The 12,708-nt window shown below is 69.6% G+C and carries 11 protein-coding genes; 9 read left to right on the forward strand and 2 right to left on the reverse strand.

Going from position 1 to position 12,708, the window contains the following annotated elements; all coding sequences use genetic code 11:
- Window positions 1-208 precede the first annotated feature (208 nt).
- Complete coding sequence (locus DEI96_RS04365; RefSeq protein WP_111022582.1) at window positions 209-979, forward strand: ankyrin repeat domain-containing protein; 771 nt, start codon at window positions 209-211, stop codon at window positions 977-979.
- A gap of 82 nt (window positions 980-1,061) precedes the next feature.
- Window positions 1,062-1,637 (forward strand): hypothetical protein, encoded by a 576-nt coding sequence (locus DEI96_RS04370; protein WP_111022583.1) that lies wholly within the window; start codon window positions 1,062-1,064, stop codon window positions 1,635-1,637.
- A 30-nt stretch (window positions 1,638-1,667) separates the two neighbouring features.
- Here the strand turns inward: DEI96_RS04370 and DEI96_RS04375 are convergent, their stop codons facing one another.
- Window positions 1,668-2,768: a DUF1266 domain-containing protein gene (locus tag DEI96_RS04375; RefSeq protein ID WP_111022584.1), complete on the reverse strand. Its 1,101-nt coding sequence runs from the start codon at window positions 2,766-2,768 to the stop codon at window positions 1,668-1,670.
- A 23-nt stretch (window positions 2,769-2,791) separates the two neighbouring features.
- Window positions 2,792-4,054, reverse strand: coding sequence for a DNA recombination protein RmuC (locus DEI96_RS04380; protein ID WP_111022585.1), 1,263 nt, complete (start codon window positions 4,052-4,054; stop codon window positions 2,792-2,794).
- A 190-nt stretch (window positions 4,055-4,244) separates the two neighbouring features.
- On the opposite strand from DEI96_RS04380, the gene iolC reads away from it, so the two are divergent.
- Genes iolC through DEI96_RS04415 form a run of 7 tightly spaced genes read left to right on the forward strand, consistent with a single transcriptional unit; the run spans window position 4,245 to window position 12,707 of the window.
- Complete coding sequence (gene iolC / locus DEI96_RS04385; RefSeq protein WP_111022586.1) at window positions 4,245-5,285, forward strand: 5-dehydro-2-deoxygluconokinase; 1,041 nt, start codon at window positions 4,245-4,247, stop codon at window positions 5,283-5,285.
- Window positions 5,278-6,267, forward strand: a complete 990-nt coding sequence (locus DEI96_RS04390) for a class I fructose-bisphosphate aldolase (protein ID WP_035807563.1) — start codon at window positions 5,278-5,280, stop codon at window positions 6,265-6,267. The genes iolC and DEI96_RS04390 overlap by 8 nt, the downstream gene beginning before the upstream one ends.
- Entirely contained in the window at window positions 6,264-7,775 is a 1,512-nt protein-coding gene (locus tag DEI96_RS04395) for a CoA-acylating methylmalonate-semialdehyde dehydrogenase (protein ID WP_110864410.1), read from the forward strand. The genes DEI96_RS04390 and DEI96_RS04395 overlap by 4 nt, the downstream gene beginning before the upstream one ends.
- 8 nt (window positions 7,776-7,783) lie before the next feature.
- Complete coding sequence (gene iolB, locus DEI96_RS04400; RefSeq protein ID WP_111022587.1) at window positions 7,784-8,707, forward strand: 5-deoxy-glucuronate isomerase; 924 nt, start codon at window positions 7,784-7,786, stop codon at window positions 8,705-8,707.
- A 17-nt stretch (window positions 8,708-8,724) separates the two neighbouring features.
- Complete coding sequence (gene iolD, locus DEI96_RS04405) at window positions 8,725-10,614, forward strand: 3D-(3,5/4)-trihydroxycyclohexane-1,2-dione acylhydrolase (decyclizing) (protein ID WP_110864498.1); 1,890 nt, start codon at window positions 8,725-8,727, stop codon at window positions 10,612-10,614.
- A 33-nt stretch (window positions 10,615-10,647) separates the two neighbouring features.
- Window positions 10,648-11,601: a sugar phosphate isomerase/epimerase family protein gene (locus tag DEI96_RS04410; protein WP_017887103.1), complete on the forward strand. Its 954-nt coding sequence runs from the start codon at window positions 10,648-10,650 to the stop codon at window positions 11,599-11,601.
- Between the two features lie 44 nt (window positions 11,602-11,645).
- Complete coding sequence (locus DEI96_RS04415; protein WP_111022588.1) at window positions 11,646-12,707, forward strand: Gfo/Idh/MocA family protein; 1,062 nt, start codon at window positions 11,646-11,648, stop codon at window positions 12,705-12,707.
- The last annotated feature ends 1 nt before the right edge of the window (window position 12,708 follow it).

Raw genomic sequence — 12,708 nt, forward strand, 5'->3', positions numbered from 1 at the left:
CCCGCGCGAGTAGCGGGGCTCCTGCATTGCTTGGGCGATGCGCTCGAGACGGTCACCCGTCGAACGGATCGATTTCTCAGTCTCCCGCGAGTGCGAGGGGGCGATGGCAGTCTCATCTCATCAGACGTGAGACTGCTCGGAAGAAGCGCAGGCCCGACCAGCTGGGCTTGCAGTCGGGTGGCGTGGAAGTCCTGGATAGCATCATCCGATGAGCACAGCGATGGACAGTTCTGCGTTCTGGGATGCGATCATCGCGGACGATCCGCAGGCGATCACGAGGATCGCGTCGGAAGGCTTCGAAGTGTCTTCAGCATCACGCGCCAATGCCGACGCCCTCACGCCCCTCCACTTCGCGGCTCAGACCGGTGCGGTGCATGCGATGCGAGCACTCCTGGACCTCGGGGTGGAGGTGGACTCGCCGGACCGCTGGGGGACGACGCCGCTGCAGCTCGCAGTGACGAACTCAGGCGACGGCGGACTTGATCCGGTCGCCGTCTTGCTCGACGCCGGCGCTGATCCGTGCCATGTCAACGACCTTGGTGCGACCCCACTGAGCTATGCCCGAATCTCGGGGGACGCACCCGCCGGGCTTATCACCATGCTGCAGCAGGATCGGGTGTTCGAGGATGATGAGGCGGGCGTATCCGTCGTGTTCGAGGCCGCTACGCATGGGTCCCTCATCGACATCCAATCAGCAATTCGTGCCGATGCGGCTCTGCTCAACTCTGCCGTGGCTGGAGAGACTCCGCTCCGACTGCTCGTACGACGTTCTCTCCCCGTGCGACCGAATCGATCGAACCCACACCCGGTCTCTGTGGACGACGCGGTGGCTGGCGCCAGTGCAATGCTGAGTGCCGGAGCGAAGGCCAGGTTGGTCGGTGCAGACGGCTTCACCGCTCAAGGGCTGGCACGAGCGTTCCTGGCGCCGAAGCCGTTGATCAAGGTGCTCGATCGTGCGGCGAAGCTCGAGCGGAGGTAGACGGCGTGAATGATCAAGAGGCAATGAAGTGCGCTATCGCGGCGAAGGCTCCCGGTCGCGACACGAACGAAGGTGGTTCAAGGTGATCGACGTCGAAGTACTCCGCACAGCGCTCGATCCGTCCTCGATGGACGTTCCGAAGCAGGTTCGGAACGCCTTCGAGAAGGCGGCTCGGGTGAAGTCGTTCGTCACGGTTCCGGGCGGGGCTGCGCTGATCTGGGGATCGGTGTTGATCGCGGTCTACGGGGACGCTCCCCGTGTGAGCACGGCGGCACGCGCGCTGCGCGTCCCTGACGAGGGTGTGTCCCACACCCAACGGACGAGGCAGCGTGGTGCCTACGCGGCGGTGGCATTCGCAGCCGCTCGCGACTCCGACCCACCATCGGTTGCGGCACGGACTGCCGGATGGACGGTGAGAGAGCCGTTGATGCAAGGGAAGGCGCTTCGGCACCACATCGACCGGTCCGCCGAGGAACGGGAGATGGACGAGTTCATGCCGGTTTCCGGGCACCTCGCCGCCTTCGCATCGGACATGGTGATCCTGGGGACCATGTGGCTGTTCGGCGGGTCTGACGCGTGGCCGATCGGGCGGATCGCAGCGGAGTGGGACCGCAACGCCGAGGCCGTCCGCGCGCTCCCCGGGTACTCCGACGCATGAGCCGTCGCCCCGAGGGTGATCCTGTCGTGGTCAGGAGACCGACGCGTCGTCCTCGTCCGCCCACAGCGGGTCGCTGACGGTCCGGGGCAGCAGCACCCCCGGCGACGCCGGCCACGGCAGCCGCGTGATCGGCCAGTTCGAGGCGAAGAGCTCACGCCGCCCAGCATCGAACTCCTGCACCGTCTTGAGCTCGTCGTAGACCAGGGCGTACGCGGCCCGCAGGTTGTCGAAGTAGTCGTCCCACGAGTCGAACAGGGTGAAGGCGACATCGGAGACCAGGTCGATCGACGACCAGGCATCGTCCTCGTTCAGGAGCCCGGCGGCGTACGCACCTCGGACGGCGGTGACCGCGTTCTTGACGTCCATCGACCAGAGCAGCTTCGGCGGTCGGTCCGCTCGGCGTTCGAGCAGGCTCGACCCTGCCCACGGGTCGGTGCCGAGCAGTGAGGACAGCCGGGTGAGCCGGGTCTCACCCTCGGCGGATCGGCTCAACGCGAGGAACTGCCACGACACGCTCTTCGGACCGAGCAGGTCGACGGCGAAGGCCTGTGCGTCCCGCCCGCTGGCGATCTTGTAGGTCCCGTCGAGTTCGCGGCGCAGGAACGTCAGCGGGGGCAGGGGGATGGTCACGAAGGGCGACGACGTGGTGTCCTGCAGGTACTCGCCACCGAGCTCAACCCGCGAACCGTACGGGGCGAGCGACGCCGGCCACCATCCGTCGTGGAAGTCGCCGAACGAGGCGAGGGCCAGCTGCTGCAGTCGGCGGACGGGCAGCTCGCGAGCACCGGTGCGCTCCCGGTACCGCCGCTGTTCCCGCACCGGCAGCCCGATGTCACGGAGCGAGGTGATGAAGGTCAGCACGAACCACACGACGACGGCGATCAGGAAGCAGCGCCACACCGCCTGGATGCCGTACCCGAAGTGCTGCCGGACGTCGTACGGGGCGAGGATCGAGATCAGGAGCACGACGAAGAACGCCACGATCGCGATCGCCATGATGATCCACGCTGCGGCGCGGTCCCGTCGTCGCCCGGTCTGCTTCCGCGCCTTGGCGACCATCGCCCGGTGCCGCCAGCGTGGACGGACCGGGAACTCGCGGTCGCCGGGATGGTTCTGCAGTGCTTCCCCCATGACGATCGATCGTAGCGAGCGGCTCAGTCCTCGTCGACGGCGCCGACGAGCTCCGGGGCCGTGAGCAGCCTCGGCTCGTCCTCGATCGATGACGGGTCCGCGATGACCTTCGACTCGTCGAGCAGCGACAGCCGACGGGCGCTCGGCAGCACCTGGCGCTCGAGGGACCCGACGAACCGGTTGTAGTCGACGACGGAGCCCCGGATCGAGCGGCCGAGCTTGTCGACGTGCCCGGCCATCGTGGACAGCCGGCCGTAGAGCTCGCGGGAGACCTTGAAGAGCTCGTGCGCCTCTTGCGAGACGACGTCCTGCTGCCACGAGAACGCCACGGTCTTGAGCACGGACCACAGCGTCACGGGAGAGGCGAGCGCGATGCGCTTGCGGAAGGCGTGGTCCAGCAGGCCGGGGTCGGCGGCGAGGGCGCTCGAGATGAGCGACTCGGACGGGATGAAGGCGACGGTGAGCTCGGGGGAGGCGTCGTAGCCGGTCCAGTACTCCCGTGCGGCAAGGGCGTCGACGTGGGCTCGGAGCGCCTTGACGTGCTGGGCGATGAGCTGGTCGCGTCGAGCTGCCTCGGCACCGGTGGCGGTCGCCGGGATCTCGGCGGCCTGCAGGTAGGCGCTGAACGGCACCTTGGCGTCGACGGCGATGGTCTTGCCGCCGGGCAGGTGCACGACCATGTCCGGGCGGGCGGAGCCGACGGCGGTGCTGACGGAGGACTGCACGTCGAAGTCGACGCGTTCGAGCAGCCCGGCGGCCTCGACCACGTTGCGCAGCTGCGTCTCGCCCCAGACGCCGCGCGTGCTGTTCGACGACAGGGCGCTGGCCAGGGTGTCGGCAGTGGCGCGCAGGCGCTCTTCCGACTCGGCGGCCGACCGGAGCTGCGCCGACAGCGCGCCGTACTGCTCGCTCCGCGATTGCTCGAGCTCGGCGATCTTCGTGCGCATCACGTCGAGCGTCTGCGCCACGGGGCTGAGCGCGGAGAGCACCTTGGACTCGTTCTGGTTCCGTGCCGCGTCGACGCCGTGCATGCGCTGCACCAGGTGCTCGAGCTCGGCGGAGCGCCGCTCGAGCGAGTCGACCTGGCGACGGTACTGCGTGTCCTGGGCGTCGAGGCGTTCCTCGGCGTCGCGTCGGGCCGCCTCGAGCTGGCCGCGGAGCGCCTCGGCCGTCGCACGGGACGACGCGGCGTCGACGCCCGCGCGCGAGCGGGCGAGCGACCAGGCGACGACCGCACCGACGGCGATGCCGATCACGAGACCGATGACCAGGGCGAGGATCTGCATGTCGCGACCCTGGCAGAACCCACCGACACCGCGCCTCCCGGCACTCCGGCGCGCCCCGCAGAACCAGCGTGACCAGCGCCACGGGACCAACGTGACGGACCACGGAATCCATGTCATGACATTAGGGCAAACAGGGTGTACAGTCGTGATCGTCCGCCGATGAAGCCGCACGGAAGGTCCACCGCGTCGCATGACGAACCAAGCTCCCCACGCCTACGACGTGATCACGATGGGACGCGTCAGCGTCGACATCTACCCGCAGCAGACCGGCCCGCTCGAGGACGTCTCGACCTTCTCGAAGTCCGTCGGCGGCAGCGCCACGAACGTCGCCATCGCCGCTGCTCGACACGGCGCGGACGCCGCGGTCATCACCCGGACGGGCAACGACCCCTTCGGCCGGTACATCGCCCGCACGCTGCCCGAGTACGGGGTCGCGAACGCGTTCGTCGAGACGGTGGAGGGGCTGAACACCCCCGTCGCCTTCTGCGAGATCTTTCCGCCTGACGACTTCCCGCTCTACTTCTACCGGGCCCCGAAGGCGCCGGACCTGATGATCACGGCGAAGTCCCTGCCGCTGCACGAGATCGAGCGCGCAAAGATCTTCTGGACCACGGTGACCGGCCTCAGCGAGGAGCCGAGCCGACAGGCGCACCACGTGGCGTACGAAGCCCGGTCCGCCGCGCAGAACAGCACGAAGACCCACACCGTTTTGGACCTGGACTACCGGTCGATGTTCTGGTCGAGCCCCGAGGCCGCGACGCGCGAGGTCGCGATCGCCCTCGAGCACGCCACCGTCGCCGTCGGCAACCGCGAGGAGTGCGAGGTCGCGGTCGGTGAGACCGACCCGGTCCGCGCCGCCGACGCCCTGCTCGACCGCGGTGTCGAGATCGCGATCGTCAAGCAGGGGCCGAAGGGCGTGCTGGCGAAGACCCGCGACGAGTTCGTCGAGTTCCGTCCGCACCACATCGACGTCGTGAACGGGCTCGGCTCGGGCGACGGCTTCGGCGGCGCGCTGACCCACGGGCTGCTGCAGGGCTGGAGCCTCGAGCGGATCCTGGCGTTCTGCAACGCCGCCGGCGCGATCGTCGCGACGCGGTTCGAGTGCTCGACGGCGATGCCGACGAGCGACGAGATCGAGCAGTTCCTGACCGACAACCCGGCCGAGGGCACGACGCACACGGGTGCGACGCAGACGGGTGAGACGCACACCGAGGAGAAGACCCATGCCTGAGCTCAGCCCCGCTGACTTCCAGCGCCTCCGCGACATCCGTGCCGGCCAGCCGGACCTGGTGCGTGCCACGCTCGACGCTCGCCGCAAGCGCTCCCTGCTCGCCGACGACGGCAAGCTCTTCATCGTCGCCGCCGACCACCCCGCACGCGGTGCGCTGGCGGTGCGCGACGACGAGTCCGCGATGGCGGACCGCTACGACCTGCTCGAGCGGCTCGTCACGGCCCTCGGCCGGCCGGGGGTCGACGGCGTGCTCGGCACCCCCGACATCCTCGAGGACCTCGCGCTGCTCGGCGCCCTCGACGGCAAGGTCGTCGTCGGGTCGATGAACCGCGGGGGGCTCCGCGGCGCGACCTTCGAGATGGACGACAGGTACACGGCGTACTCGGCGCAGGCGATCAAGGACTCCGGGCTCGACTTCGCCAAGCTGCTGGTGCGCATCGCCCTGGAGGACTCGGGCACCGCGCCGACGCTCGAGGCCACGGCCCGCGCCGTCAGCGAGGCCGCGGCGCTCCAGCTGCCGATCATGCTCGAGCCGTTCATGTCCGAGTGGCGGGACGGCCGGGTCGTCAACGACCTGTCGGCCGACGCCGTGATCACCTCGATGGCGATCGCTGCCGGCCTCGGCGAGTCCAGCGCCTACAGCTGGCTCAAGATCCCCGTCGTCGACGACATGGAGCGCGTGATGGCCGCGACGACGCTGCCGACGCTGCTGCTCGGCGGCGACCCGGCTTCGCGCCCGCTGGAGACGTACGCCAAGTGGGCTGACGCCCTGGCCCTGCCCGGCGTCCGCGGCCTGGTCGTCGGACGCACCCTGCTCTACCCCTCGGACGGCGACGTCGCCGCCGCCGTGGACGTGGCCGCCGGTCTCGTCCACAGCCAGGAGGCCCGGGGCGGGTTCTCCACAGATGCCCACGACCCAGCCGCTCGGCTCGCGGGCGCCACCACCATGGACTCGTCCATCTCGGAAGGAAGCAACGCATGACGCTCACCGACACGACCACCACCACCGTCGGGCACTGGATCGACGGCAAGCGCGTCGAATCCGCGTCGGGCAACACCGCCCCCGTGTACGACCCGGCGCTCGGCGTCGCGACCAAGCAGGTCGCGCTGGCCGACGAGTCCGAGATCCAGGCGGCCATCGGCAGCGCCAAGGCGGCGTTCCCCGGCTGGAGCAACCTCTCCCTGGCCAAGCGCCAGGCGATCCTGTTCTCGTTCCGCGAGATCCTGAACCGCGACAAGGCCGAGCTCGCCGAGATCATCACGAGCGAGCACGGCAAGGTCATCGACGACGCCATGGGCGAGATCGCCCGTGGGCAAGAGGTCGTGGAGCTCGCCACCAACATCCCGAGCCTGATGAAGGGCGAGTTCTCCGACCAGGTCTCGACCGGCATCGACGTCTACTCGATCCGCCAGCCGCTCGGCGTCGTGGGCATCATCAGCCCCTTCAACTTCCCGGCGATGGTGCCGCTCTGGTTCCTGCCGATCGCGATCGCCGCGGGCAACACCGTCGTGCTGAAGCCGAGCGAGAAGGACCCGTCGGCCGCCATCTGGCTCGCCGAGAAGTTCAAGGAGGCCGGGCTGCCCGACGGCGTCTTCAACGTCCTCAACGGCGACAAGCTGTCCGTCGACGGCCTGCTCACCAGCGACGACGTCGAGTCGATCTCGTTCGTCGGCTCCACGCCCATCGCGCAGTACGTCTACGAGACCGGTACCAAGCACGGCAAGCGCGTGCAGGCCCTCGGTGGCGCGAAGAACCACATGCTCGTCCTGCCGGACGCCGACCTCGACCTGGTCGCCGACAACGCGATCAACGCCGGCTTCGGTTCGGCCGGTGAACGCTGCATGGCGATCTCGGTCGTCGTCGCCGTCGAGCCGGTGGCCGACGAGCTCATCCAGAAGATCAAGGACCGCGCGGCGACCCTGCGCATCGGCGACGGTCGTCGCGGGTGCGACATGGGCCCGCTCGTCACGAAGCAGCACCGTGACAAGGTCGCCTCGTACATCGAGGTCGCAGAGCAGGACGGTGCGGTGGTTGTGGTGGACGGCCGCACCGTCCGACCCGACGGCGACGAGAACGGCTTCTGGCTGGGCCCGACGCTGATCGACCAGGTGCCCACCACCAGCCGCGTCTACACCGAGGAGATCTTCGGTCCGGTGCTGAGCGTCGTCCGCGTCGCCACCTACGAAGAGGGCCTCGAACTCATCAACTCCGGCGCGTACGGCAACGGCACCGCCATCTTCACGAACGACGGTGGCGCCGCCCGACGGTTCCAGCGCGACGTGCAGGTCGGCATGATCGGCATCAACGTCCCGATCCCGGTGCCCGTCGCCTACTACTCGTTCGGCGGCTGGAAGAACTCGCTGTTCGGTGACCACAAGGCGTACGGCGCCGACGGCGTGAGCTTCTTCACCCGTCAGAAGGCGATCACGAGCCGCTGGCTCGACCCGTCGCACGGCGGCATCAACCTCGGCTTCCCGTCGAACAACTGACCCGCAGCATGGCGAACGAACAGCACCAGCACGACCAGTGGTTCATCCCGGCGGGCTCCCGGCCCGAGGCGGGCTGGACCGACGTGGTCGACGGTCGCATCGAGGGGTGGGCGCACACCGGGCTCCGGACCGGCGCGCTGACCGACGGGGGCGAGCTGCGCCTCCCGGCCGACGCCGTCGAGCGCATCGTCGTGCCGCTCGCCGGGTCGTTCCACGTGACCCACTCGGGCGCCGCCGGTGACGGCGAGCAGGCCCTGCAGGGGCGGGGGAGCGTCTTCGACGGTCCCACCGACGTCCTGTACCTGGGCTCCGGCTCCGCGGCCACCATCACCGGCAGCGGCCGGTTCGCCGTCGCGGAAGCCCCCACCGACACCGTCAAGCCGACCACCTACGTGGCCCGGCCAGACGTGCCCGTGGAACTCCGCGGTGCGGGGCAGTCGAGCCGTCAGGTGCACAACTTCGGCACCCCGGCCGCGCTCGACGCCGTCAAGTTCATCGTGTGCGAAGTCATCACGCCGGCCGGCAACTGGTCGTCGTACCCGCCGCACAAGCACGACACGAACGTGCCCGGTTCGGAGTCGAACCTCGAGGAGATCTACTACTACGAGGCTGCGGTGTCCCGCGGGCTCGAGTCGATCGCGCCCGAGGCCGCCGACCCGTTCGCCCTGCACCGCACCTACGCCTCGGACGACCGCGCCATCGACGAGTTCCGGCAGGTCCGGACCGGTGACGTCGCCCTGGTGCCGTACGGCTGGCACGGTCCGGCGGTCGCCGCTCCGGGCTACGACATGTACTACCTCAACGTGATGGCCGGGCCCGACCCGGAGCGCGTCTGGAACATCACCGACGACCCCGCCCACGGGTGGGTCCGGCAGGCGTGGGCATCGGAATCGATCGACCCACGACTGCCCTACGAAAGGAAGCAGGCGTGACCACCACCACGCGGAAGATGACCGTCGGCCAGGCACTCGTCGAGTTCCTGGCCAACCAGTGGACCGTCGACGGCGACGTCCGCGAACGCACCATCCCGGGGATCTTCGGCATCTTCGGGCACGGCAACGTCGCCGGGGTCGGTCAGGCCATCAAGCAGCTCCACGTCGAGCAGCCCGGGTTGCTGCCGTACCACCAGGCCCGCAACGAGCAGGCGATGGTGCACGAGGCCGTCGGCTTCGCCCGCATGCACCGCCGCCGCGCGACCTACGCGTCGACGGCGTCGGTCGGCCCGGGCGCCGCCAACATGCTGACCGCCGCGGCACTCGCCACCACGAACCGGCTGCCGGCACTGCTGCTGCCGTCGGACACCTTCGCCACGCGCACCACCGACCCGGTGCTCCAGCAGATCGAGCTGCCGCACGACACGTCGTTGCAGGTCACCGACGCCTTCCGTCCGCTCTCGCGCTACTTCGACCGTGTGGAGCGTCCGGAGCAGTTGTTCTCGATCGCCCTCGCCGCGATGCGGGTGCTCACCGACCCGGCCGAGACCGGTGCGGTGACGATCGCGCTGCCCGAGGACGTCCAGGCCGAGGAGTTCGACGTCCCCGTCGCGTTCCTGCAGCCGCGCGAATGGCACATCCGCCGTCCGCTGCCCGAGCGTGGCCCGCTCGAGCGTGCCGTGGCCGCGATCCGCGCCGGCCGGCGTCCGGTCATCGTGGCCGGCGGCGGGGTGCTGTACTCCGACGCCGCCGACGAGCTCCGCGCCTTCGTCGAGGCCACCGGGATCCCGGTCGGCACGTCGCAGGCCGGCGGCGGATCCCTGGTCTGGGACCACCCGCAGTACCTCGGCGGGATCGGTGCGACCGGCACCGCGGCCGCCAACGCGATCGCCGCCCAGGCCGACGTCGTCATCGGGATCGGCACCCGCTACAGCGACTTCACCACGGCGTCGCGCACGGCGTTCCAGAACCCCGACGTCACGTTCGTCAACGTCAACGTGGCCGCGTTCGACGCCTACAAGCACGGTTCGCAGCTGCCGCTGATCGCGGACGCCCGGGAGGCCCTGGTCGCCCTGACCGAGTCGCTCACCTCGGACACGGCGTACGTCGTCGAGCCCGGCTACGCCTCCGAGATCGCCTCGCTGAAGGCGGCGTGGGACGCCGCCGTCGACGGCGCGTTCGCGCCGTCCGGCGCGGACCTGCCCGGCCAGCCCGAGATCATCGGCGCCGTGCAGTCGGTCTCCGACCCGCGCGACGTCGTGATCCAGGCCGCGGGCTCGCTGCCCGGCGACCTGCACAAGCTCTGGCGGGTGCGCGACGAGCTCGGGTACCACGTCGAGTACGCGTTCTCGTGCATGGGCTACGAGATCGCCGGTGGCATCGGGGTGCGACGCGGGGCTCCGGACCGCGACGCGATCGTGATGGTCGGCGACGGCAGCTACCTGATGCTGCACACCGAGCTCGTCACCGCCGTGGCCGAGGGCATCAAGATCATCGTCGTGCTCATCCAGAATCACGGGTACGCATCGATCGGGCACCTGTCGGAGACCGTCGGCTCCGAGCGCTTCGGCACGAAGTACCGGTACCTCGACGAGACCGAGTCGTTCGAGAACGGCGAGCCCCTGCCCGTCGACCTCGCCGCCAACGCCCGCTCGTACGGCGTCGACGTCATCGAGGTGCAGCCCGGCCCGGACAGCATCGAGGACCTGAAGGCCGCACTGCGTCAGGCGAAGGCGAACGACCACACCACCCTGGTGCACATCAACTCCGACCCGCTGGTCTACGCCCCCGAGGGCGACGGCTGGTGGGACGTGCCGGTCGCGCAGACCTCCACCCTCCCCAGCACCCAGGCCGCCCGCGCCGAGTACGAGCAGCAGGTCGCCACGCAGCGTCCGCTGCTCGGCTGAACCGTTCACGAGACAGAAAGCGACAGCGACGTCATGACCGACACCGCCACCCCCATCGGCAGCCCCGCCACCGACGCGGCGCCCGCCTCGATCCGCATCGGCACCGCACCTGACTCGTGGGGCGTCTGGTTCCCGGACGACCCGAAGCAGGTGCCGTGGCAGCGCTTCCTCGACGAGGCGTCCGCCGCCGGGTACGAGTGGATCGAGCTCGGCCCGTACGGGTACCTGCCGACCGACCCGTCGCAGCTGTCCGACGAGCTCGAGTCCCGCGGGCTCAAGCTGTCGGCCGGCACGGTCTTCACCGGGTTCCACAAGGGCGAGGACCAGTTCCAGCGCGCGTGGGACCAGGCCGTCGCGGTCGCCGGTCTGGCAGCGAAGCTCGGCGCCGAGCACCTGGTGACGATCCCGGACCTGTGGCGCTCGGACGCCACCGAAGAGGTGCTCGAGGCGCGCACGCTCACCGACGAGCAGTGGGAGCGTCTCGGCAAGGGACACGACCAGCTCGGCAAGGCGCTGCTCGAGGAGTACGGCGTCCACCAGCAGTTCCACACCCACGCGGACAGCCACGTCGGCACCTACAAGGAGACCGTGCGGTTCCTCGAGGTCACGAACCCCGAGTACACCAACCTCTGCCTCGACACCGGCCACTTCGCCTACTACGGCGGCGACAACCTCAAGCTCATCGCCGCCCACCCGGAGCGCATCGGCTACCTGCACCTCAAGCAGGTCGACACCGACCTGCTGTTCGACGTGCTCAAGAACGACGTGCCGTTCGCCACCGCCGTGTCGCAGGGCATCATGACCGAGCCGCCGCACGGCACCCCGGAGCTCGCCCCGATCATCGAGGCCGTCGCCGCGATCAACCCGGACGTCTTCGGCATCGTCGAGCAGGACATGTACGGCTGCTCCGTCGACGCCCCCGGCCCGATCGCCGAGCGCACCTTCCAGCACATCTTCGGCTCGACCTCGGCCGCCCGCGCCTCCTGACGCGCCGTCCACGCAGCGTCAACAACCACCAGGAGAACACCACCATGACCACCACGCAGAACCTCCGCGTCGCCGTCGTCGGCGCCGGCATGATGGGCGCCGACCACGTCCGCCGCATCACCGCCAAGATCTCGAACGCCGACGTCGTCGCCGTCGTCGAGCCCGACCAGGCCCGTGCCGCTGCGGCAGCCGCCCTGGCGCCCGGCGCGATCACCGCCGCGTCCTTCGACGAGGCGCTCGAGCAGACCGAGATCGACGCCGTCATCATCGCGACGCCGGGTTTCCTGCACGAGCCGATCCTGGTGACCGCGCTCGAGCGCGGACTCACCGTCCTGTGCGAGAAGCCGCTGACGACCAGTGCCGAGGACTCGCTGCGCATCGTCGAGCTCGAGCAGCAGCACGCCGCCCGGCCCGTCATCCAGGTCGGCTTCATGCGCCGGTTCGACGCCGGGTACCAGGAGCTCAAGGCCCTGCGCGAGTCGGGGGCGAACGGTGCCCTGCTCGCCCTGCACCACGCGCACCGCAACCCGACGACGCCGCCGAACTTCAGCGAGTCGATGCTCATCCACGACTCGGTGATCCACGAGATCGACATCATCCCGTTCCTGACCGGCGAAGCCATCACGAGCGTCGAGGTGAAGAAGCCGCGCAAGAACTCCCTCGCGCCGGCCGACCTGCCCGAGCCGCAGTTCGTCCTGTTCACCACCGAGTCCGGCACGATGGCGATCGTCGAGATCAACGTCAACGCCCAGTTCGGCTACCAGGTCACCACCGACGCCGTGTTCGAGTCCGGTGTCGCCTACATCGGCCGCGACACGTCGCTCTCGCTCGTCGCAGCCGGAGCGACCTCGCAGGGCGTCACGCCGTCCTTCAAGGAGCGCTTCGGTGCCGCCTACGACGAAGAGGTCCAGCGCTGGGTCGACGCTGCCCGGACCGGCGGCATCGACGGGCCGAGTGCCTGGGACGGCTACACCGCCTCCGTCGTCGCCGAGGTCGCGGTCCGGGCCCAGCAGTCCGGCGCACACGAAGTGGTCGAGTACGCGGTCACCAAGCCGGCGTTCTACGACGAGACGAGCGACGCGACCGCCGCGCTCGCCGGGGCCTGAT

It is taken from the genome of Curtobacterium sp. MCLR17_031 (assembly GCF_003234775.2).
GTDB lineage: Bacteria > Actinomycetota > Actinomycetes > Actinomycetales > Microbacteriaceae > Curtobacterium > Curtobacterium flaccumfaciens.